Origin of the sequence: Streptomyces sp. MH60, from assembly GCF_002939385.1 — a bacterium.
In the GTDB taxonomy this organism is placed as follows: Bacteria; Actinomycetota; Actinomycetes; order Streptomycetales; family Streptomycetaceae; genus Streptomyces.
Genome location: NZ_MULI01000052.1, coordinates 28251 through 49937, shown reverse-complemented (window position 1 = coordinate 49937; position 21687 = coordinate 28251). Strand labels below are relative to the sequence as shown.

Here is a 21687-nt window from a genome sequence, read left to right as displayed (position 1 = left end):
GGACCGGGCTCTGCTTCCTCCCGGCGTTCCCCCGGACGGCCCCGCCCACGCGCCGCCGGGGCCGCGGACGACCAGCATGGTTCGGGTCCCGTCTCCCCGCGGAGCAGGAGCCCATGAACCGGCCGACCCACGCCGACGGCGTCACCCGTGGACGGCGCGCTGTACGGGGCGGTGGCCGCCACGTCCACGCCCGCGCTCGACCGGGCGCTGCGGCGCCTGTCCCACGCCGCGGACCATTCGAAGATCTCGCTCGGCATCGCCGCCGCGCTCGCGCTGAGCGGTGCGCGGGCGCGGCGGGCGGCCCTCGTCGGCGTGGCGGCGGTCGCCGTGGCGTCGGCCGCGACGAACCTGCTGGGCAAGCGTCTGGTGCACCGGGCGCGTCCGGACCGGGAGGCGGCGCGGGTGACGGTGGACCGGTATGTGCCGATGCCCGCGTCGGCGTCGTTCCCGTCGGGGCACACGGCCGCGGCGGTCGCGTTCGCCACGGCCGTCGGCGTCGTCCTGCCCGAGGCCGCCGTGCCGCTCGGCGCGCTGGCGAGCGCCGTCGGCTACTCCCGGGTCCACACCGGCGTGCACTATCCCGGTGACGTCGCCGCGGGCGCCGTCCTGGGCATCGCCAGTGCGGCGGCCGCGCTGGCGGCGGCGTCGGCTCCGGTGCCCGGCCGGGCTCGTCAGCCGAGCACCTTCACCGCCTGGTAGTACGTCCAGGCCGTGCTGGTGCAGGCGGTCTTGGTGGCGCCGCCGTAACCGGCGCAGACGCGCTTGAGGTCCTCGTAGAAGGCGCTGTCGAGACGGGACTTGTTGGCGCTGAAGGTGCCCGCGTCCTTGTAGTTGCGGTAGCCGAAGTCGTGCCGTGCGCAGGACGTGCTGAAGGGGAAGCCGAACGGGTTGTCGGGCGAGGAGGAGCAGTAGTCGGTGGTCCAGTCGAAACCGTAGGCGGACCAGGCGGACTTGTTGGCCCGTGCGGCGGTCCAGGCGTTGTGGCTGGACGCGCTGGTCTGCGTCCAGCTCGCGAGTACCTGTGCCTTGTCGGCGGGAGCGGCGTCGGCGGCCGCGGCGGTGGCGGCGACGGTGGTCACGGCCAGGGCCGCGGCGGTGAGTCCGGTGGCGAGTCTGCGGTGCATTCCCACACCTCCATGAGGACGCGGCCCACCCGTCGGGCCGCAGGTTCATGTCAAGATGATGCGCATGTCCACCGCCCGTTCACACCTCGCGCGGCCCAACTCGCTGTGAACATCCCGGTGCTGAGGCCGCGTCACGGCCGCTCTTCGGGAGCCCAGCCGGGGCGGCCGCCGTGCATCGCGCCGTGGAAGGGGTCGCCGGCGGCGATCTCGCCCGCGTTCACCGGACGTCCGGTGAACGCCGCCTTGTACAGGGCCGCGGCGAACTCCAGCGTGGCGCGGGCCTGCGGACCGCTGCCGGGCGGGCGGACACCGGCGTCCCAGGCGTCCAGTACGGCGCCGAGCTGCGCCGTGTGCGAGCTGGGCACGTCGGCGGCAGGGGTGCGCCAGGCGGCGGCGCGTGCGGGCGCGACGTGCCGGGCCGGGGTGTAGGTCCAGTCGTCGTTGCGGTGCCCGTACAGGTGCGTCAACTCGACGGTCGCGTCGGCACAGTCGACGCGGATCCGGCTCACCTCGTCCGGGGACAGCACGCTGTTGACGACGGTGGCGAGGGCGCCGCTCTCGAAGCGCACCAGGGCCGTGGAGACGTCCTCGCTCTCGGTGTCGTGCACCAGGCGGGAGGCCATGGCCCGTATCTCCGCCCAGGGGCCGAGCAGATGCAGCAGCAGGTCGTACTGGTGGATGCCGTGGCCCATGGTCGGCCCGCCGCCCTCGGTGGACCAGCGTCCGCGCCACGGCACCGCGTAGTAGGCGGCGTCGCGGTGCCAGGTCGTCTGGCAGTGCGCCACCAGCGGGGCGCCCAGTTCACCGCTCGCGATCAGCTCACGGGCGTGCGCGGCACCGGAGCCGTACCGGTGCTGGAAGATCACGGACGCGTACGCCCCGGACGCCTTCTCGGCCGCCGCGATGTCGTCGTACTCGGCGAGGGAGAGGCACAGCGGCTTCTCGCACAGCACCCAGGCCCCCGCCTCGAGCGCGGCCACCGTCTGCTCCCGGTGCAGGGACGGCGGCGTACCGACCAGGACCAGGTCGGGCCGTACGGCGTCCAGCATGGCGCCCGTCGACGTGTACCCGGCGACCTCGCCGGGCACCTGCGCGCGGAAGGCGTCGAGCCGCGCGGGGTCCACGTCGACGGCGGCGACCAGTTCGGCTCGGTCGGCGTGGGCGGCGAGGGCGGGCAGGTGGCCGCCGGTGACGATGGCACCCGTACCGACCACGGCGACCCGGCGGCGGGCGGGACGTGGAGTCATGCGGTCCTCCTCGGACGGCGACGCCACGACGTGCGCACGCCGGTCAGAAAGCGCTTTCAAACAGGGCCGACCCTAAGCGGGGAGCAATGGCCCGGACAACCCCCACCGTTTGCGGGCCGGGCGTGCGGCTGGTCGACTGTCGCGGGGGGACCGGGGCCGGCCGTAGCGCGCCGGCCCACCCTTCAGTCCTCTCCGGAAGGAGTCAAGGCGTGAGTTCCCCGAAGCCGAAGCCCTCGTCGACCGCGGAGCACCGGTCGGACGGCAGCCAGCCCTGGCTGCACCAGAAGGGCCGGACCATTCAGGAGTTCGGCACCGTCAAGCAGTTCCCCGTGGCACTGACCATGGAGACCCGGCTCTACTCCTGCCAGCGGCTCAACAAGGTCCTGGCGGACACGCGGATCCTCCACGATCTGTACAAGAAGTACCACTGGCTGATGCGCGGGGCGACGTTCTACCAACTGCACCTGCTGCTGGACAAGCACGCGGGCGAACAGCTGGAGCTGATCGACACCGTCGCCGAACGCGTCCAGACGCTCGGCGGCGTCGCGGTCGGCGACCCCCGGCACGTCGCCGAGATCACCACCGTGCCGCGCCCGCCGGACGGGGTGGAGGAGGTGCCGTCGATGCTCTCGCGGCTGCTGGAGGCGCACGAGCTGATCCTGACCGAGTGCCACGACGCGGCGGCCCGCACCCAGGAGTACGGGGACGACGGCACCAACGACCTGCTGGTCTCCGAGGTCCTGCGGACCAACGAACTCCAGGCGTGGTTCGTGGCGGAACACCTCGTGGACACGCCGCTGGTCCACGCCTGACCCCGCCGGACATGGCGCACATGTCGCAGGACGCCGACGGCAGCCCGCCGGTGCGCGGGCGGTGGTCCGCGTTCCGGCAATCGCCGTTCTGGCCCGCCACCGTGCTGGTGCTGATCCTCGCGGCCGCGGCGGGCTTCTTCGCGGGCTCGTACACCTACTCGATGGCGAACCCGACGCCGCGCCTGATCCCCACGGCCGTGGTCGGCTCCTACGAGAAGGCGGGCGGCCGGGCGTTCCTCTACGGCCTGGAGAAGGCGCTGGACACCTCGGTGCGGGTGCATCCCTACGAGACCCGCGCCGCGGCCCGCGAGGCGATCGAGCAGCAGGAGGTCTTCGCGGTCTTCGAGCTGCGCGCAGACGGGCGGGACGCCGTCCTCGACGTGTCCGGCGCGTCCGGCGCGTCGGTCGCCGAACTGCTGGAGCAGACGGCACCGGCCGTCGGGAAGAAGGTCGGCGTCCACGTCACCGTCCGGGACGTCAACCCCCTTCAGCAGGGCGACCCGCGCGGGCTCGCGATCTTCTACATCTCCCTGGCCGCCGTGATCATCGGCTTCGTCGGGGCGATCCAGCTGAGCGTGCACGCGCGGGCGCTCACCCCGCTGGAGCGCATCCTGTTCACGGTGGCCTACGCGCTGCTCGGCGGGTTCGTCATCGCGGCGACGGTGGACTGGCTGCTGGGCGCGGTGGACCTGCCGTTCGCCGAGTCGTGGCTGATCCTGGCGCTCACGATGTTCGTGTCCGGCATGGTCTTCACCATGTTCAACACCCTGTTCGGCCGGTGGGCGATGCTGCCGACCTGGGGCCTGATGGTGATCATCGGCAATCCCTCCTCGGGCGGCGCGGTGTCCTGGCCGCTGCTGCCGTCGCCGCTGGGGGTGATCGGCCGGTGGCTGCCGCCCGGTGCCTCGGTCAACGCCCAGCACACCGCGGTGTACTTCCAGGGCCACCAGCACGCGTTCCCGTTCCTGGTGCTGGCCGGGTGGGCACTGCTGTCCTGCGCGGTCTTCTGGGTCTGGCGGCACCGGCATCCCGGCGGACGGGACAAGGAGCCGCCGGAGGCCGAACCGGAGGCCGCCGCGTCCTGACCGCCCGCCGGGGCCCAGGGGAGGCAGGGCACGGCAGGCCATCGCGGGTGCGTGCTCAGGGCCGCTCAGCGGGGCCGGGAACGTGCCGCCGGTGCTGCGACGCGGCCTGGTCCGACGCTACGCGCTGACGGGACGGGCCGGCCCGATCCGGGGCGTCGCCGTTCCCGTCCTCCCCCTGGACACCGGCGCCCGGCGACCGGTTCCCTCGGCCGGATGGTCGACGCGCCCACCGAGCGGGCCCGGGCCCCGGTGGCGGCGCGGGGAGGCGGACGGGCTCGTGCTCGGCCGCACCGGGCTGCCGGGCGTGGCCGCCGCCCTCCCCGAACGCCTTGCCGCCGTGGGCCCCTTCGACCCCCTGTCGTCGACCCCACGGGGACTGCGATCATGTGGCCGGAGTCGCAGACGCGGCTCGGGGTGCGGCCCGGCCGTACCGCCTGTCTGCCGCCGCGGCCGAAGGACCGCATCGCCTGACGTCCTCCCGTCCGGACCCACGACCCTGGAGTTGCACCATGGCCCTCGACGTCGCCGCGATCCGCGCGCACGTGCCCGCCCTGAAGTCCGGTACCGCGCGGTTCGACGCGCCGGGCGGTACGCAGACCCCGCAGCCGGTGATCGACGCGATCGCGGGGGCGCTGACCGCCCCGCTCGCCAACCGGGGGCGCACCACCGAGGGCGAGCGCAACGCGGACCGGATCGTCGACGGAGCCCGGTCCGCCCTCGCCGACCTCCTCGGCACCACCCCGGGGACGGTCGTCTTCGGACGCAGCGCCACCCAGCTGACCTACGACCTGTCCCGGACCCTGGCCAAGGGCTGGGGACCGGGCGACGAGGTGGTGGTCACCCGGCTCGACCACGACTCGAACATCCGGCCGTGGGTGCAGGCGGCACAGGCGGCCGGGGCACGCGTGCGCTGGGCGGACTTCGACCCGGCCACGGGCGAGCTGCGGCCCGAGCACGTCGCGGCGGTGCTGGGCCCGCGCACCAGGCTGGTCGCGGTCACCGCCGCGTCGAACCTGATCGGGACCATGCCGGACCTGCCGGCGCTGGCGTCCCTCGCCCACGCCGACGGGGCGCACTTCCACGTCGACGCGGTGCACTACGCCTCGCACGCCGTGGTGGACCTGGCGGCGACGGGCGCGGACACCCTGGTGTGCTCGCCGTACAAGTTCCTCGGCCCGCACCTGGGCGTGCTGACCGGCCGGGCCGAGCTGCTGGAGTCGCTGCGCCCGGACAAGCTGCTGCCGTCCGCCGACACCGTGCCCGAGCGGTTCGAACTGGGCACTCTGCCCTACGAGTTGCTGGCCGGGGCGAGCGCGGCGGTGGACTTCCTGGCGGGGCTCGACCCGGAGGCCGGGGGCGCTCGCCGGGACCGGCTGGTCGCCTCCTTCGCGGCGCTGGAGGCGCACGAGGACGCGCTGCGCGAGCGGATCGAGCGAGGGCTCGCGGACCTCGGCGGGATCACCGTGTACTCGCGGGCCGCGCGGCGCACTCCGACGCTGCTGTTCACCGTGGCGGGTCTGCGTCCGGCCGACGTCTACCGGCAGCTCGCCGAGCGGGCGGTCGACGCGCCGGCCGGTTCCTTCTACGCCGTGGAGGCCGCGCGCCACCTGGGCCTCGGCGACGAGGGCGGCGTACGCGTCGGTCTCGCGCCGTACAGCAGCGCGGAGGACGCGGACCGGCTGCTGACCGCGCTCGACGCCCTGGAGCGCTGAGGCACACCCCGCGGAACACCCGACGGAGCGAAGCGGCACGCCCCCCACCGTGCGTGCCGCTTCGCCGTGTGGTCCACACCCGCCGCGCCAGGGTCAGGCCAGGGGCAGAGTGACCTCCCCGGCGCCCTCCGCGCTCGCGCCGCCCGCGACCCGGACGGTGAAGGGGCGGTCGGTGCCGCTCGCGGCGACCCGCAGGGCGTCCCCGTCGCGCCGGACGCGGAACGTCGCGGCCGGTGTGCCCAGCAGGTCGGGCACGGTGACCTCGGCCGCGTAGTTGGCGTCGGCGGACGGGTGGACCAGCAGGGTCGGCGCGTCCAGCCAGTCGCCGTCGGGCCGCCGGTCGTCCGAGGCCAGCGGCAGGACGGCGCCCTCACGGACGTACAGGGGCAGGCTGTCGTAGCCGTGCCGTTCGGTGCGCCAGGCCGGGCCGGTGACGCGCTCGCCGGTCAGGAGGTGGGTCCAGGTGCCCTCGGGGAGGTAGACCTCGACCTCTCCGTCCTCGGTGAAGACCGGGGCGACCAGGACGTCGGAGCCGAGCATGTACTGGCGGTCCAGCGGGCGGCACGCCGGGTCGTGCGGGAACTCCAGGACCATCGGCCGCATCATCGGCACGCCGGTGCGGTGCGCCTCGGCGGCGACGCCGTACAGGTAGGGCATCAGGCGGTGCTTGAGGAGGGTGAAGCGGCGGGCGACGTCGACGGCCTCCTCGCCGAACTCCCACGGCACCCGGTACGACGAGGAGCCGTGCAGCCGGCTGTGCGAGGAGAGCAGGCCGAAGGCGAGCCAGCGCTTGAAGACCGCCGGGTCGGGTGTGCCCTCGAAGCCGCCGATGTCATGGCTCCAGAAGCCGAAGCCGCTCAGGGACAGGGACAGGCCGCCCCGCAGCGACTCGGCCATCGCCTCGAAGGACGACCAGCAGTCGCCGCCCCAGTGGACGGGGTACTGCTGGCCGCCCGCGGTCGCCGAGCGGGCGAAGAGGACGGCCTCGCCCTGGCCGCGCTCCTTCTCCAGGAGTTCGAAGACGGTGCGGTTGAACAGGTGCGTGTAGTAGTTGTGCATGCGCTCCGGGTCGGAGCCGTCGTGCCAGACCACGTCGGTGGGGATGCGCTCGCCGAAGTCGGTCTTGAAGCAGTCCACGCCCTGGTCGAGCAGCGGCTTGAGCTTCCCGGCGTACCAGTCGCGGGCGGCGGGGCTGGTGAAGTCGACCAGGCCCATGCCGGCCTGCCACAGGTCCCACTGCCAGATGTCGCCGTCCGGCCTGCGCACCAGGTGCCCGAGGGCGGCGGCCTCGTCGAAGAGCGGGGACTTCTGGGCGATGTAGGGGTTGATCCAGGCGCTGACCCGCAGCCCCTTGGCCTTGAGCCGGGCGAGCATGCCGTCCGGGTCCGGGAAGACGTCCGGGTCCCATTCGAAGTCGCACCACTGGTACTCGCGCATCCAGAAGCAGTCGAAGTGGAAGACGGAGAGCGGGATGCCGCGCTCGGCCATGCCGTCCACGAAGGACGTCACCGTCCGCTCGTCGTACGACGTGGTGAAGGAGGTGGTGAGCCACAGGCCGAAGGACCAGGCCGGCGGCAGGGCGGGGCGGCCGGTGAGGGCGGTGTAGCGGGTGAGGACGTCCTTGGGGGTGGGTCCGGCGACGACGTAGTACTCCAGCGTCTGGTCCTCGACGCTGAACTGGACCTGGCCGACGGACTCGGAGCCGACCTCGAAGGAGACCGCGCCGGGGTGGTTGACGAAGACGCCGTAGCCGCGCGAGGAGAGGTAGAACGGGATGTTCTTGTAGGCCTGCTCGCTGCTGGTGCCGCCGTCGGCCTGCCACATGTCGACGACCTGGCCGTTCTTGACGAACGGGGTGAAGCGCTCGCCGAGGCCGTAGATCTGCTCGCCGACGCCGAGGGCGAGGCGGCTGAGCATGTGGTGGGCGCCGTCGCCGGTGGTGGCGAAGGCGGTGCCCTTGGCGTCGGCGCGGGTCAGCTCACGCCCGTCCGCGCCGTGGAAGGTGAGGCCCCAGGGGCCCTCGCGGTCCAGGCGGAGGGCGAGCGGGCCGCTGGTCAGCTCGGTGACGGTGCCGTCCTGACGTACCTCGCCGGCGCCGTCCGCCGTCCCGGAGAGGGTGAAGTCGGGGCCCGGCCGGCGCTTGCCGGCGTGGTGGGTGACGCGGACGCCGATGACGCCCTCGGCGGGAGAGAAGCACTCGACCGTGAGCAGCGGCGCGTTGAGCGTGTCCCCCCTCCGCGTCACCTTCTTCACGGCGGCATGGGCGGTGAAGCGCTTCGATTCGGGGCGTACATCGCGTACCTCGGTGGCGTACGAGAGATGCACGCCCTCGCGGATGAGCCAGAAGCCGTCGGTGAACTTCATGATCTTCCTTGGGTGGGGCGGGAGCTGTCGGGTGGGAGCACGGGGGCCGTCTCACAGCGTTTTGATCGTACACAAAACAAATCCCGGCGCCGAGGTGTTTGCTGCGTCTCCAGCCCGTTGAGCTGGCACTATTACGCATGAGAACAACCTCCTCACCCGGCGCAGCAGAGAGAGGGGGGCCACTTTCCTCTAGCGCGGAAGCGGGTTGGTGACGTATTAGTCATCTCATCAAACAAAACAGTCCGGCGAGGAAGCCGGACGGTACGACAGCAAGGGCCGCACCATGTCGAAGCGCTTCACCTCGCTCGCCTTGACAGCACACCCCCCGGCTGCCGCGCGCCGCGGGCGAGGACGCTCACGCCGAGTCGTCGCCCCGTTCACCGCGGTGTCCGTGCTGGTCGCCGGGGCGGCACTGGCCGGCTGCGGACAGCAGCGCGACGCCGGCACGTACACCGTGATGAACTCCTCGACCGACGAGTCGTACCACCGCTGGGACGCGGAGGCGATGGCCCGCTGCGGCAAGGAGCTGGGCGTCACCATCGAGCAGCAGAGCGTCCCGGCGGCGCAGGTGATGACGAAGGCGCTGCGCATGGCCTCGTCCAAGTCGCTGCCCGACATCGTGCAGTTCGACGCCTCCGAGATGCCGACCTTCGCCGACGCGGGCGGCCTGGCCGACCTCAGGAGCCTCGGGCTGAGCACCGACGACATCCCCGACGGCATCGTCGACTTCGGCTCGTACAAGGGCACGTACTACGGCGCGGCCCGCTCCGTGAACACCCTCGCCCTCTTCTACAACAAGGACGTCCTCGCCAAGGCGGGCGTGAAGGTGCCCACCACCTGGGCCGAGCTGCGCCAGACGGCGAAGAAGCTCACGCGGGGCAAGCAGTACGGCCTGGCGCTCAGCGCGGGCGGCGCGGAGGACGGCGTCTTCCAGTTCACGCCGTTCATGTGGTCCAACGGAGGAGACGAGACCGACCTGGACGGCCCGAAGGTCGTCGAGGCCCTGGACTACTGGAAGGGCCTGCTGAAGGACCGTTCGCTCTCCAAGTCGACGGTCAACTGGACCCAGGCGGACGTCAACGACCAGTTCATGGCCGGGAACGCGGCGATGATGATCAACGGTCCATGGCAGGTGGAGACCCTCAACAGCGACAAGTCGCTGCACTGGGGCATCGCGCCGATCCCGGTGCCCGAGGCCGGCGACGACTCGGTGGGCCCGCTCGGCGGTGCCGTCCTCACCGTGCCCAACACCGGTGACGAGGCCCGGGAGAAGACGGCCGGAAAGATCGTCGCGTGTCTGGCGAGCGAGAAAGAGCAGCTGACCTACGCGCTCAACAGCTGGATGGTCCCGGCCAACGCCAAGGCGGCCGCCGTCTGGCGCGAGAAGGTGCCCGAGCTGGACTCCCTCGCCGACCAGGTGGCCGTCGCCCGGTCCCGGACGGCGAAGCTCGGCGCCGGCTGGTCGAGTGTGTCGCTCGCGCTGCAGAGCGCCTTCCAGTCGGCCCTGACCGGCCAGTCCAGTGAGACCGCCCTGAAGCGCGCCCAGCAGCGGGCCACGAGCGGGAACTGAGGTACGCCCCCATGACCACGCCCATGCCCACGTCCACCGTCACCACGCGGACTCCCGCCGAGGCGTCCGGGTCCGCCGCCGCGCCCGACCCCGGCCGGATCGCGCGCCGCCGCAGGCTCACCCAGTGGGGGTTCGTCGCCCCCGCCGTCGTCTTCATGCTGCTGTTCTTCGGCTACCCGCTCGTGCGCAACGTCGTGATGAGCTTCCAGGACTACACGCCGAAGACCTTCTTCACCGGTGAGGCGCCCTTCAACGGCGCCGACAACTGGTCCAACGTGTTCCAGGACGCCCTGTTCGGCAAGGCCCTGTGGCACACGCTCGTCTTCACGGCGGGCTCGCTGCTCGGCCAGTTCTGCATCGGTCTGGCCCTCGCGGTGTTCTTCAGCCGCCGCTTCCCGCTGAACGGGGTGCTGCGCTCGCTGATCCTGCTGCCCTGGCTGGTGCCCATGGTGGTGTCCGGCATCGTCTGGCGGCGCATCCTCGACCAGGACACGGGCGTGCTCAACTCGTTCCTGGACACCCTCGGGATCGGCGGTCACACCCCCTGGCTGACCAGCCCCGAGATGGCCCTGGTGTCGGTCATCCTGGTCAACATCTGGATCGGCATCCCGTTCAACATGGTCATCCTGTACGGCGGTCTCCAGGAGATCCCGAAGGAGCTGCACGAGGCGGCCGCGCTGGACGGTGCCTCGGCCTGGCGGACCTTCCGCTCGGTGACCCTGCCGATGCTCAAGCCCGTCGTCACGGTCGTCCTCGTGCTGGGCTTCATGTCGACGGTGAAGATCCTCGACCTGATCCTCGCCCTGACCGACGGCGGACCGGCCGACGCCACCCAGACGCTCGGCACCCTGACCTACCAGAACTCCTTCGTCCAGCTGGACTTCGGCGCGGGCGCCGTGGTCGGCAACGTACTCATCCTGATCTCCGCCGTGTTCGCGGTGTTCTACCTGCGGGCCAACCGCACCGAGGGGAAGTGACGTCCATGGCCTCCCACCCGCCCACCGCCTCCCGGCGCCGCTGGGGCTCCACCGTCGCCGGCGTGCTCATCCTGTGCGTGATGCTGTTCCCGCTGTACTGGATGCTCAACACCGCCCTCCAGCCCGACTCGGGGCTGCTCCAGGTCGACCCGGTGCCGGGCAGCCTGGACCTGTCCGGCTTCTCCAAGGCGATCAGCGACCAGGGCGGGCACCTGCTGACCTCGCTGGCGGTCTCGCTCGGCGCGGTCGCCATCTGCCTGGCCGTCTCGGCGCCCGCCGCGTACGGACTCGCCCGGTTCGGGCTGCGCGGCTCGCGCACCATCGTGTTCGGCACGCTGATCACCCAGATGGTGCCGGGCATCGTCATCGCCAACGCGCTCTACAACTCCTACGTCGACCTGGGCCTGGTCAACTCCTACTTCGGCCTGATGCTGGCGGACGCCTCGCTGGGCATCCCGTTCTCCATCGTGCTGATGCGCTCCTTCATGGTGTCGATCCCGGGCGAGGTGATCGAGGCGGCGCAGATCGACGGCGCAGGGCCGGTGCGGACGTTCGTACGGGTCGTGCTGCCGATGAGCCGCAACTCCCTGATCACCTCGGGCCTGTTCGCGTTCCTGTTCTCGTGGAGCGACTTCATGTTCGCGCTCACCCTGAACACGACCGACGACGTCAAGCCCATCACCCTGGGCATCTACCAGTACATCGGCGCGCACGTCGGCGACTGGGGTTCGGTGATGGCGGCCTCCGTGCTGTCGGCGGTGCCGGCGGCGATCCTCCTCGTCCTCGCCCAGAAGTACATCGCCGCCGGGATCTCCGGCGGCTCCGTCAAGTGAACCTCGCACCACCCCGTACGCAGGGAGATGAGCAGCACAGCATGAGTGAGTACCCCAGTTTCCCGCCCGGCTTCGTCCTCGGCGCCGCGACCGCCTCGTACCAGATCGAGGGCGCGGCCCGGGAGGACGGCCGCGGTCCGTCGATCTGGGACACCTACAGCCACACCCCCGGTCTGGTGGCGAACGGCGACACGGGGGACGTGGCCTGCGACCACTACCACCGCTACCCCGAGGACGTGGCCCTGCTGCGCGACCTCGGTGTGGACTCGTACCGCTTCTCGATCGCCTGGCCGCGCATCGTGCCGGACGGCTCGGGCGCGGTGAACGCCAAGGGCCTCGACTTCTACTCCCGCCTGGTGGACGAACTGCTGGCGGCGGGCATCGAACCGGCCGCCACCCTCTACCACTGGGACCTGCCGCAGGCGCTGGAGACTCCGTCCGACAGCGGCTCCGCCGCCGGGGGCGGCTGGCGGGTGCGGGAGACGGCGGAGCGGTTCGCCGAGTACGCGGCGGTCGTCGCGGAGCACCTCGGCGACCGGGTGCCGCGCTGGATCACCCTCAACGAGCCGTGGTGCAGCTCCTTCCTCGGCTACTCCATCGGCCGGCACGCGCCCGGCGCCAAGGAGGGCCGGGGCGCGCTGGCCGCCGCCCACCACCTGCTGGTCGGCCACGGACTGGCCGTGAAGGCGCTGCGCGCGGCCGGGGTGCGCGAGGTCGGCATCACGCTCAACCTGGACCGCAACCTGCCGGCCACCGACTCCCCGGCCGACCTGGCGGCGGTGGTGCGCGCGGACACCCAGCACAACCTGGTGTGGACCGAGCCGATCCTCGCGGGCCGCTACCCGGCCACCGAGGAGGAGACCTGGGGCGAGCTGATCACCGGGGCGGACTTCCGGCGCGACGGCGACCTGGAGCTGATCTCCCAGCCCCTGGACTTCCTCGGCGTCAACTACTACCGGCCGATCGTGGTCGCCGACGCCCCCTACCGCGAGAGCGATCCGGCGCGGCGCGTGGCGACGGACAACCGCTACGAGGAGGTACGGCACCCCGGGGTGCGGCACACGGCGATGGACTGGCCGGTCGTGCCGGACAGCTTCACCGACCTGCTGGTCGCCCTGAAGCAGCAGTACGGCGACGCGCTCCCGCCGGTGCACATCACGGAGAACGGCTCGGCGGAGGACGACGCGCCCGCCGCCGACGGCACGGTGCACGACACCGACCGGGTCGCCTACCTGCGCGACCACCTCACCGCGCTGCGGGCGGCGATCGACGCGGGCGTGGACGTGCGCGGGTACTACGTGTGGTCGCTGCTGGACAACTTCGAGTGGGCGTACGGCTACGACAAGCGCTTCGGCATCGTACGGGTCGACTACGACACCCAGGAGCGCACGCCGAAGGACAGCTACCGCTGGTACCGGGAGATGATCGCCGCGAACCGCGGGTGACCGGGGCGGGCTGACGCGGAGGGCCGACGGACGGCCGCCCTCCGCGTCAGCCCGCGTCCCGCTCCGCGTACGCCGCCGGGTCGGCCAGCACCTCGCGGACGATCACGCCGGCCGCGCCCCGGGCCGCGTCGCCGAGTGACGACGCGGCCCGCAGCCGTTTCCCGTCCTCGCTCCACAGCCCGGACACCACGCGCAGGGCGAGTTCGCGGTCGACGGCGGGGGCGAGCCACTCCATCAGCTCGCGGTAGACACCGCCGAGCATCACCGCCTCGGGGTCGAAGAGGTTCACCGCCCCCGAGACCACGACGCCCAGTTGCCGCCCGGCGCGTTCGATCGCCGACAGCGCGGACAGGTCGCCCCGCCGGGCACGGCGTCCGAGTTCGGCGACGCCCTGGGCACCACCCGTGTCCGCGTCGATGCCCGCGGCGCCGAGCAGCGCGGCCTGTCCGGCGTACTGCTCCAGGCAGCCGTGGGCGCCGCACCGGCACAGCGGGCCCTCCGGGTCGACGACCATGTGCCCGATCTCCCCGGCGAAGCCGTGCGCGCCGCGCAGCAGCTCGCCGCCCAGCACGAGGGCGCCTCCGATGCCGATCTCGCCGGTCAGGTACAGGAAGCTGCGCACGCCCTCGGTACCGGCGCCGAACCACAGCTCGGCGAGGGCGGCGGCGTTGGCCTCGTTGTCGGAGCTGACCGGCAGGGGCCGGTGTGCGGGGCGCAGGGCGAGGAGCGCCTGCGCGAACAGTCCCTCGACGGCGACCCGCTGCCAGCCCAGGTTGGGTGCCTGGCGCACGGTGCCGCCGGTCACCAGGCCCGGCAGGGCGACATGGGCGCCGGCCGGTACGAGGTCCTGTTCCGCCGCCGAGCCGATGGCGCGCGCCGCCAGCCGGGCCGCGCGCGCCAGGACCTCGGAGGGCTGGACGCCGCGGTTGTCGACGTGCTCCACGAGCCGCACCCGGTCGGTACCGGCGAGGTCGACCACGCACACCGCGATGTAGTCGATGTTAATCTCGACGCCGAGGCCCGCCGGACCCGAGCGGGACACCTTCAGGACGGTGCCGGGCCGTCCCGCCTGGCCGCTGCTGGTCTTGCCCCACTCGGCGACGAAGCCGTACTCCAGCAACTGCTCGACCAGGGACGACACCGCCGCGCGGGTCAGTCCGACATGCGCGGCGACCCCGGCCCGTGTCGCCTCCCCCACATCGTGCACGGCCCTCAGGACCAGGCTGAGGTTGTGCCGTCTGACCGTGGCCTTGTCGGCCTTCGGCGCCAAGGGGGTGAGGTTGTTCATCATGGTGCCGTCGAGCGTATGCGACACCCGGGGCCGTCGGCCCCGGGTGCTCCCGCGGCTAGACCGGCAGGTTCCACTTCTGGGTGCCGAGACCGTTGCAGTCGTAGATCTGCAGCCTGGTGCCGTTGGCGGTGCCGCCGGAGGAGATGTCCAGGCAGCGGCCGGACTGGGGGTTGAACAGCGAGCCGTCGCTCCGGTGGCGCCACTGCTGGCCGCCGACGCCCGGGGCGCAGTCCCACACCTGGACCTTGGTGAAGTTGGCCGTGCCGTTGCCGTCGATGTCCAGGCACTTGCCGAACGCGCGCACCGTGCCGTCCGGGGCCACCGACCAGCGCTGGCCGGTGGCGGTGCTGCAGTCCCACAGCTGGGCGGCGTTGCCGTTGCGGCTGGTGTTGGTGTCGACGTCGAGGCACTTGCCCGCGACCCACGGCGTGGTGACCTGGCCGACCGGTCCGCCGAGGCCGCCGGTGCCGAAGCGGACCTGGCACTGGTTGCCGGTGCCGAGCCAGGTGGCGGTCAGGTACAGGAAGGAGGTGCCGTCGGCGCGCGGCACGATCGGTGAGCTGTAGCCCGGGCAGGAAGGCTCGCCGGGGTTGTAGCCGCCGGTGGGATCGGTCAGCACCGGGGCCTCGATCTCGGTCCACTCCCCCGCGCCGAGGCGGGTGTTGGCGAACACCACGGTGCCGGACTCCGACAGGACGGTCTTGTTCCCGGTGGGTCCGCTCACCACGCGCTGGCCGGACATCAGCAGGGTGCCATCGGGGCCGCCGCCCGGTACCCAGGCGAGATACGGGGTGTGCAGCAGCTCCCTGCCGTCGGCGGTGCGCACCAGGGTCCCGGGGTTGTCGGCGGGCGCCCAGTTCAGGCCGTCGGGGCTGGTCTTGGTGTACACCTCGCAGGCGTGGTCGGCGTCGGTGGCGTCCCGGCACATCTCGTACGCCATCATGAACCGCCCGTCGGGCAGCGGGACGACGATCGACATCCCGGGGCGGGCCAGGTTGTCCGCGGGGAAGGCGACGTCCTGGGTGAGCGTGCCGCTCCAGGTGCGGCCGCCGTCGGTCGAGGTGTAGTGGCCGATGACCTGGTTGTTGGTGGGGCTGTTCGCGGGCCGCTCGTCGGAGATGAAGCAGGCCAGAGTGTTGTCGGGGGCCAGCAGGAACCAGGGTTCCCAGATGCCGTGCCCGATGGTGTCGGGCAGGCCGCTGGTGCGGGTGCAGTCGGAGAGGTACTGCCAGCTCCCGCCGTGGTCGGTGCTCTTGAAGACCTCGACGCGCTGCGTGGTGTAGTCACCAGCCTGCCAGGCGGTGCCGGCGGCGAGGAGGTCGCCCTGGTTCAGGCCGTTCGCGGTGCGCGGCACCTCGTAGAGGACGGGTGCCTCGATGTCCCAGCCCGGGGTGTGCGAGGTGAGGGTGGAGATCGGGGCGGTGCTCCAGGTGCGGCCGCCGTCGGTGCTGCGGTGGACGGGCAGCGTGTTGGTGGCGCCCTGTTCGCGCTTGGCGTAGGTGGCCAGCATGGTCTGGCCGGCCGAGCCGTCGTGGTCGAGGCGGACGGCGCGGGGGTAGCTGTTGTCGCCCTGCGGGTGGGCCGCGAGGTCGGGTGACGCCAGGACCTGCCCGGCGGGCGCCGCCGACGCGGGCTGCGACCACAGGGACAGCAGGGCCGTGAGCAGGGCGAGGACGCCGAGCAGGGCCGGTGATCTTCTGTGCGTGAGTGATGGGTTGCGCACGGGTCGACTCCTTGGTGGTGGGGATGTCGGGTGGTGCGGGATCGGTGGGTGGGGTGGGCCGGCGGTCAGGCGGTGGGGCGGGCCAGTGGGTCGTCGCCGATGTACGGGTCGGTCCGCGTGTCCACGTCCAGCGCGGTCCGGGCGGCCACGGTGCCGTCCACGACCAGCGCCAGGTGCAGCCGGCCGCTGGTCCAGCCCTCGGGCAGCGCGGCGGGCACGGTGACGGGGGCGCCGAGGACGTGCGGCTTGGCCTCCGCGCGGCAGCCGGGGACGGCGTCGCCGGGCGCGTCGGGCGTCCTGGCGTACACCGGGGTCCAGGTGGTGTGCAGGGTGCCCGCGACCGGATCGGCGCCGTGGTGGGAGACGTGCACGTCGACCGTGAAGTCTCTGTCGGAGGTGAGCAGGTCGCGGCCCGGTGCCACCGGCGTCACGTCCAGGACCAGGGTCGTCGGCGCGTTGGCGTGGGCCGGGTCGACGCCCGCGAGGTCCTTCGTGCCGCGCCCGAAGTCCAGCAGTCCCGCGCTCTCGTGCTCGATGTCGTACAGCTCGGTGTACACATACCCGGCGAGCCGGTCGTGACGGCGCAGCTCCTGGGTCTGCCAGCGCAGGTGCCAGGCGCGGTCCAGGCCGGTGAAGCCGCCGCCGTACTCGCTGTTGAGGTTGGGCAGGCCGCGCAGCGGCTGACCGGGGACGGCGAGCTTCTTGTGGACGACGAAGTCGGGGCCGAGCTTGACGGGGAAGTCGTCGCGTTCGCCGGAGAGCAGGTCGGCGACGGTGGTGGCCCAGGAGGCGGCGCTCTCGTCGTAGTAGTGCCAGTCGAGCAGGTCGGTCCTGACGTGGGTCCAGCCGGAGTTGTCGACGACCGGACGGGTGGCGTCGAGGACCTTGAGGCGGTCGTAGGCGTCGGCGGTGGCGCGCTGCTTGGCCGGGTCGCCGGGGATGTCCCAGTCCAGGCCCCATTCCTCGTTGTACAGGCCCCAGATGACGATGGCGGGGCTGTTGCCGTCGCGTTCGACCATCGGCTCGATCTGCTCGGCGAAGGCGGTGACGGAGGCGGGCGAGAAGTGGCCGGGCGAGGCGGGTTCGGCCCACAGCAGCATGCCGAGGGTGTCGGCGTGGTGGACGAAGCGGGGGTCCTCCAGCTTGAGGTGTTTGCGGACGAGGTTGTAGCCGGCCTCGGCGGCGAGTTCGAGGTCGCGGCGCAGGGCGGTGTCGTCGGGGGCGGTTATGCCGGTCCCGGGCCAGTAGCCCTGGTCGAGCACGCCGCGTACGAACAGCCGCCGCCCGTTGAGGTAAAGGGCTTCGCCGTCGGCGGTGATGGTGCGCAGCCCGGTGTAGGCGGCGACCCGGTCGGTGCCGTCGGCGGAGGTGAGTTCGGCGTCCACGTGGTAGAGGTGCGGGTCCTCGGGGGACCACAACCGGGGCGCGACGAGCGGGAGTTCGGTGCTGATCCGTCCGTCGGCGTCCACGGTCGCCGTGACGGCGGTGTCCTCGTCGCGCACCCGCAGCCGGAGTTCGGCGCGGTCCGCCGCGGGGCCGTGCACGACGGCTTCGACGGTGATGCCGGTCAGGTCGTCGTTGGGGCGCAGCCGGAGCGCGGCGAGGTGGGTGGCGGGGCGGGCTTCCAGCCAGACGCTCTGCCAGATGCCGGAGGACGGGGTGAAGCAGACGCCGTCGTAGTCGTCGCGGGGCATGCTGCGCTGCTTGCCGTGGGCGATGTCCCGCTTGTCCGCCGGGGCGTGGACCCGCACCGTGAGCAGGTGATCGCCGTCGCCGAGCGCGTCGGTGACGTCGGCGGCGAAGGGGGTGTAGCCGCCCTCGTGGTGGGCGACCTCGGTGCCGTTCACCCAGACCGTGGCGGCGTGGTGCACGGCGCCGAAGTGCAGCACGACGCGCTGTCCGGCCCAGTCGGCGGGCACGGTGAACCTGCGCCGGTACCAGGCGGTCTGCAGCCAGTGCTCGGCGATGCCCGAGGCGGGCGTCTCCCAGGCGAAGGGCACGGTGATGGCGCGGTCGTAGCCGTCGGACGCGTCGGCGGAGTACCGCTCGGCGGGATCGGCGCGGAAGTCCCAGGTGCCGTTGAGGCTGAGCCAGGAGTGGGACCGGTCGAAGTGCGGGCGGGGGTATTCCGGACGGGGGGTGGTCATGGGCGTGTGTGCTCCGATTCGGTGCGGCTGTGGGGCGGTCGGCGGTGTACGGGGGGAGGTCAGCCCTTGACGCTGCCCGCGAGGATCCCGTTGATGAAGTGGCGTTGCAGCAGGACGAACAGGGCGAGCACGGGCAGCATCGCGATGCTTCCGGCGGCGAGCAGTTCGCCCCACACGGTGGCGAAGTCGGCGCCGACCCGGTTGCCGGTGACGTTCTGTGCGAGGGTGGAGAGCACGACCTGGAGCGTCTGGTGGCTCTCGTCGTTGACGGCGACGACCGGCCAGACGAAGTCGTTGTAGATGTTCATGGCGGTCAGGACGCCGAGCGCGGCGATGCCCGGCCGGATGACCGGCACCACGATCCTGGCGAAGATGCCGAACTCGCTCGCCCCGTCCACCCGCCCGGCGTCAAGGAGTTCGTCGGGTACGGCGGCGATGGTCTGCCGCATCCAGAAGATGCTGAAGGCGTCGATGCTGCCGGGCAGGATCAGCGCCTCGTACGTGTTGACCCAGCCCAGTTCGCTCATCTCCAGGAGCAGCGGGATGACCAGCACGAGGGTCGGCAGCATCAGGGTGAGCATCAGCACGCCGAAGAGCAGGTTCTTGCCGGGGAAGCGGTACTTGGCGAAGGCGTAGCCGGCCAGCGGGCAGAAGAACATGGTCATCGCGCCCTTGACGGCCACGACGAGCACGGTGTTGACGAACCCGGTCCCGATCGGCACGTCGTCGAACATGGCCCGGTAGTTGTCGAGCGTGGCCGAGCCGAGCGAGAAGGACAGGGGGTCGCGGACGATGTCGGCCGGCGGCTTCAGCGAGGAGCTGACGGCCCACCAGATGGGATAGACGAACACGAGGGCGAGGAGGCCGAGCACGAGGTACTGGAGCGGCCCCGGCCGGGGCTGGGACAGACTCCTGCTCGTCTTCTTGGTCTGGCTGGTCATGGTCACTCGTCTCGGGAGCGGAGCAGGCGCACGGACAGCAGGGACAGGGCGAACACCAGCAGCACGAGCAGGAAGGAGTTCGCGGCGCCGGTCCCGAGGTCGGACGCCAGGATGTGGTTGTAGAGGTAGAGCCCGCCGGTGGTGGTCGAGCCGTACGGGCCGCCCTGGGTGACGACGAACGGCTCGGCGAACATCTGGAACACCGCGAGGGTCTGCACCACGACGAGGAAGGCGATGCTGCGCCGGACCAGTGGCAGGGTCAGCGACCAGAACTGCCGCTTGCGGGAGGCGCCGTCGAGGGCGGCGGCCTCGTACACGTCGGCGGGCACCGCTTGGAGCCCGGCGAGCAGGATGATGATCGCGAACCCGGTGGTCTTCCACAGGAACAGCAGCGCGAGCGTGGGTTTGGCCCAGGCGGTCGACTGGAGCCAGTCCACGTCGGGCAGGCCGACGAGGTCGAACAGGTGGTTGACCAGTCCGTAGTCGGTGTCGAAGGCGACGATCCACACCTGGGCCATCGCCACCAGCGGGGTGACGAAGGGTGCGATGAAGGCGACCCGGAACATGCCGCGCAGCCGCAGCCGGGCGTTGGCCAGCAGCACCGCCGCGGCCAGGCCGCCGACGATCTGGAGGGGCACGATCAGCAGCCACATCACCGCGCTGTTGCCCAGCGAGGACCAGAACTCCTCGCTGGTGAGCAGGTAGGTGTAGTTCTCCAGGCCGATGAAGTTCGCCTCGCCGGCGCCCTTCCAGTCGGTGAAGCTCAACTGGAGCGCGAAGACGAGGGGGTAGACGCCGAAGGCCGCGAAGACCACGTAGAACGGCGCGACGAAGAGGTAGGGCGCGAGGAAGGGCTTGCGCCGGGAGCGGCGGGCGGGGCGCGGCGAGGCCGGTGCCGACCGTTCCTTGCGCGGCGGGGTGAGGGTGCCGGAGGTCATGCGCGGTCCACCAGGTTGCGCTGGATCTTCTTGGTGGAGTCGTCGATGACGTCGTCGGGTGCCATCTTCCCCTCGATGAGGCGCTGGAGGTTGTTGCCGAGGTAGTCGACGGACTTGGCCCACCAGGCCGGGATCGGCGCGGCGGACGGGATGGTGTCGGCGGCGTCCACGGCGACCTTCCACAGGTCCTGTCCGCCGAGCGCGGCCACCGGTTCGAACAGCGGCTTGTCGGGGCGGCGGGCGGGTCCGTAGCTCGGCACCGAGGTGGTCAGACCGTCCGGGTAGACCTCGCTGGGGCCGTAGACGGCGCTGTAGCCTGGCTCCTTGAAGCACAAGAACTCGTACAGCAGCCAGGCGAGTTCGGGGTTCTTCGCCTTCGCCGGGATGATGAAGCTGCTGCCGCCCATGGCGCCGCTGCGCGCTCCGCCCGGGGTCCAGGCCGGCAGGGGTGCGGCCCGCCACGCGCCCTTGCCCTTCTTGAGCAGCTGCTGGGGTGCGAAGGACCACCACACCGCCCACGGGACCAGGGCCTGCTGACCGTTCTCCAGGGCGGCGAGGTCGGCCTGCTTGAGGTATTCGGCGTGGGTGACCAGGTCGTCGTCGACGGCGTCCCGGACCCAGTTGAGGATGTTGCGGTACTCCTTGGAGTCCAGCCGCACCCGGCCTTCGGCGTCGGCGAGGCTGGTGCCCTGCTGGCCGGCGAGCATCTCCAGCCAGAGCTGGCCGAGGAAGGGGTCCTTCTCCATGTGGAGGGGGCGGGCCTTCGGGTTCTTCTCGCGCAGCGACCGGGCCGCCGCCAGCAGGTCGTCGTAGGTCTTCAGCCCGGCCGGGTCGACTCCGGCGTCCTCCAGCAGGTCCTCGCGGTACCAGAGCAGCCCGGGGTCGAGGTCCCAGGGCACGCCGTAGATCCGGCCGTCGACGGTGTTGACCGACAGCTTGTACGCCGAGGTCTTGTCGCGGTAGGGCGCTATCAGGTCGGTGAGGTCGTACAGGTGCTCCGCCTGGCCGCCGATCTTGGCGTCGTCCCAGAAGCTGCCGTCGGGCAGGTCGGTGCCGCTGATCAGGGTGTTGGCGAGCTTGGCGTCGATGTCGACGGCCTGGTGGTTGACCTTGATGCCCGGGTATGCCTTGCGGAAGGCGTCGATGGCCGCGTCGAAGACCTTGAACAGGTCGCCGGAGCGGTTCCAGATGGTGATCTCGCCCTTGGCCGACGCACTCGGCGTCCCGGTGAGCTTGCGCGGCTCGGACCCGGAGGATCCGGGGGCGCACGCGGCGAGGGGACCGGCGGCCGCGGCGAGCGCGCCGGCGCCGAGCGCGCCGCGCAGAACGCTGCGCCGGGGGACGAATGATCTGGACATGAGCACGGCTCCTCGGTCGGAATGCGGGCTGGGATGCGTGGGACGGGGTGGCTGGGCAGGAAGGGACGTGGACGCGCGCAGGCGTCGTCGGCGGCGCGGCGGCACGGACGTGGCCCGTGC

The 21687-nt window shown here is 71.9% G+C and carries 17 protein-coding genes; 8 read left to right on the top strand and 9 right to left on the bottom strand.

Annotation, left to right across the window (positions count from 1 at the left end):
* Positions 1-147 precede the first annotated feature (147 nt).
* Positions 148-699: a phosphatase PAP2 family protein gene (locus tag BZZ08_RS26680; protein ID WP_241965572.1), complete on the top strand. Its 552-nt coding sequence runs from the start codon at positions 148-150 to the stop codon at positions 697-699.
* Here BZZ08_RS26680 and BZZ08_RS26675 read toward each other — a convergent pair.
* Both BZZ08_RS26675 and BZZ08_RS26670 read right to left on the bottom strand, forming a co-directional pair.
* Positions 672-1124: a phospholipase gene (locus BZZ08_RS26675; RefSeq protein ID WP_104634775.1), complete on the bottom strand. Its 453-nt coding sequence runs from the start codon at positions 1122-1124 to the stop codon at positions 672-674. The genes BZZ08_RS26680 and BZZ08_RS26675 overlap by 28 nt on opposite strands.
* A 131-nt stretch (positions 1125-1255) precedes the next feature.
* The gene (locus tag BZZ08_RS26670; RefSeq protein ID WP_104634774.1) at positions 1256-2371 is read right to left on the bottom strand and encodes a Gfo/Idh/MocA family protein; all 1116 of its coding nucleotides are present in this window, start codon (positions 2369-2371) and stop codon (positions 1256-1258) included.
* A 209-nt stretch (positions 2372-2580) separates the two neighbouring features.
* Here BZZ08_RS26670 and BZZ08_RS26665 point away from each other — a divergent pair, with 209 nt between their 5' ends.
* The 3 genes from BZZ08_RS26665 (at position 2581) to BZZ08_RS26650 (ending at position 5980) form a co-directional block, all read left to right on the top strand.
* Positions 2581-3183, top strand: a complete 603-nt coding sequence (locus BZZ08_RS26665) for a Dps family protein (protein ID WP_104634773.1) — start codon at positions 2581-2583, stop codon at positions 3181-3183.
* Between the two features lie 11 nt (positions 3184-3194).
* Positions 3195-4268 (top strand): hypothetical protein, encoded by a 1074-nt coding sequence (locus BZZ08_RS26660; RefSeq protein WP_104634772.1) that lies wholly within the window; start codon positions 3195-3197, stop codon positions 4266-4268.
* Between the two features lie 509 nt (positions 4269-4777).
* A complete protein-coding gene (locus tag BZZ08_RS26650; RefSeq protein ID WP_104634771.1) occupies positions 4778-5980 on the top strand; it encodes a cysteine desulfurase-like protein in 1203 nt (400 codons plus the stop codon).
* A gap of 93 nt (positions 5981-6073) precedes the next feature.
* On the opposite strand, the gene yicI is transcribed toward BZZ08_RS26650, so the two are convergent.
* A complete protein-coding gene (gene yicI / locus BZZ08_RS26645) occupies positions 6074-8344 on the bottom strand; it encodes an alpha-xylosidase (RefSeq protein WP_104634770.1) in 2271 nt (756 codons plus the stop codon).
* A 283-nt stretch (positions 8345-8627) separates the two neighbouring features.
* Between yicI and BZZ08_RS26640 the strand changes: the two genes are divergently transcribed.
* The 4 genes from BZZ08_RS26640 to BZZ08_RS26625 are packed head-to-tail and all read left to right on the top strand — an operon-like array spanning position 8628 to position 13169.
* Complete coding sequence (locus BZZ08_RS26640; protein WP_241965571.1) at positions 8628-9914, top strand: ABC transporter substrate-binding protein; 1287 nt, start codon at positions 8628-8630, stop codon at positions 9912-9914.
* Between the two features lie 23 nt (positions 9915-9937).
* The gene (locus BZZ08_RS26635; RefSeq protein ID WP_198601708.1) at positions 9938-10891 is read left to right on the top strand and encodes a carbohydrate ABC transporter permease; all 954 of its coding nucleotides are present in this window, start codon (positions 9938-9940) and stop codon (positions 10889-10891) included.
* A gap of 5 nt (positions 10892-10896) precedes the next feature.
* Positions 10897-11724, top strand: a complete 828-nt coding sequence (locus tag BZZ08_RS26630; RefSeq protein ID WP_104634768.1) for a carbohydrate ABC transporter permease — start codon at positions 10897-10899, stop codon at positions 11722-11724.
* Between the two features lie 41 nt (positions 11725-11765).
* Positions 11766-13169 carry a GH1 family beta-glucosidase gene (locus BZZ08_RS26625; protein ID WP_104634767.1) on the top strand — a complete coding sequence of 468 codons (1404 nt, stop codon included), beginning with the start codon at positions 11766-11768 and terminating at the stop codon, positions 13167-13169.
* Positions 13170-13215: 46 nt separating this feature from the next.
* Here the strand turns inward: BZZ08_RS26625 and BZZ08_RS26620 are convergent, their stop codons facing one another.
* From BZZ08_RS26620 to BZZ08_RS26595, 6 genes are all read right to left on the bottom strand, one after another.
* Positions 13216-14460 carry an ROK family protein gene (locus tag BZZ08_RS26620; protein WP_104634776.1) on the bottom strand — a complete coding sequence of 415 codons (1245 nt, stop codon included), beginning with the start codon at positions 14458-14460 and terminating at the stop codon, positions 13216-13218.
* A gap of 55 nt (positions 14461-14515) precedes the next feature.
* Entirely contained in the window at positions 14516-16183 is a 1668-nt protein-coding gene (locus BZZ08_RS26615; protein ID WP_104634766.1) for a sialidase family protein, read from the bottom strand.
* A gap of 65 nt (positions 16184-16248) precedes the next feature.
* Positions 16249-18330 (bottom strand): glycoside hydrolase family 2 protein, encoded by a 2082-nt coding sequence (locus BZZ08_RS26610; RefSeq protein ID WP_104634765.1) that lies wholly within the window; start codon positions 18328-18330, stop codon positions 16249-16251.
* A 59-nt stretch (positions 18331-18389) separates the two neighbouring features.
* A complete protein-coding gene (locus tag BZZ08_RS26605; RefSeq protein ID WP_104634764.1) occupies positions 18390-19271 on the bottom strand; it encodes a carbohydrate ABC transporter permease in 882 nt (293 codons plus the stop codon).
* A 2-nt stretch (positions 19272-19273) separates the two neighbouring features.
* Positions 19274-20209, bottom strand: coding sequence for a carbohydrate ABC transporter permease (locus tag BZZ08_RS26600; RefSeq protein WP_104634763.1), 936 nt, complete (start codon positions 20207-20209; stop codon positions 19274-19276).
* A complete protein-coding gene (locus BZZ08_RS26595) occupies positions 20206-21567 on the bottom strand; it encodes an ABC transporter substrate-binding protein (protein ID WP_104634762.1) in 1362 nt (453 codons plus the stop codon). Before BZZ08_RS26595 ends, BZZ08_RS26600 begins: the two co-directional genes overlap by 4 nt.
* Positions 21568-21687: the final 120 nt, after the last annotated feature.

Coding starts and splice junctions, on each gene's coding strand:
- BZZ08_RS26660 (WP_104634772.1), top strand. CDS start 3,195: ATGGCGCACATGTCGCAGGACGCCGACGGCAGCCCGCCGGTGCGCGGG.
- BZZ08_RS26640 (WP_241965571.1), top strand. CDS start 8,628: ATGTCGAAGCGCTTCACCTCGCTCGCCTTGACAGCACACCCCCCGGCT.
- BZZ08_RS26595 (WP_104634762.1), bottom strand. CDS start 21,567: ATGTCCAGATCATTCGTCCCCCGGCGCAGCGTTCTGCGCGGCGCGCTC.
- BZZ08_RS26600 (WP_104634763.1), bottom strand. CDS start 20,209: ATGACCTCCGGCACCCTCACCCCGCCGCGCAAGGAACGGTCGGCACCG.
- BZZ08_RS26650 (WP_104634771.1), top strand. CDS start 4,778: ATGGCCCTCGACGTCGCCGCGATCCGCGCGCACGTGCCCGCCCTGAAG.
- BZZ08_RS26610 (WP_104634765.1), bottom strand. CDS start 18,330: ATGACCACCCCCCGTCCGGAATACCCCCGCCCGCACTTCGACCGGTCC.
- BZZ08_RS26620 (WP_104634776.1), bottom strand. CDS start 14,460: ATGATGAACAACCTCACCCCCTTGGCGCCGAAGGCCGACAAGGCCACG.
- yicI (WP_104634770.1), bottom strand. CDS start 8,344: ATGAAGTTCACCGACGGCTTCTGGCTCATCCGCGAGGGCGTGCATCTC.
- BZZ08_RS26605 (WP_104634764.1), bottom strand. CDS start 19,271: ATGACCAGCCAGACCAAGAAGACGAGCAGGAGTCTGTCCCAGCCCCGG.
- BZZ08_RS26630 (WP_104634768.1), top strand. CDS start 10,897: ATGGCCTCCCACCCGCCCACCGCCTCCCGGCGCCGCTGGGGCTCCACC.
- BZZ08_RS26625 (WP_104634767.1), top strand. CDS start 11,766: ATGAGTGAGTACCCCAGTTTCCCGCCCGGCTTCGTCCTCGGCGCCGCG.
- BZZ08_RS26675 (WP_104634775.1), bottom strand. CDS start 1,124: ATGCACCGCAGACTCGCCACCGGACTCACCGCCGCGGCCCTGGCCGTG.
- BZZ08_RS26670 (WP_104634774.1), bottom strand. CDS start 2,371: ATGACTCCACGTCCCGCCCGCCGCCGGGTCGCCGTGGTCGGTACGGGT.
- BZZ08_RS26635 (WP_198601708.1), top strand. CDS start 9,938: ATGCCCACGTCCACCGTCACCACGCGGACTCCCGCCGAGGCGTCCGGG.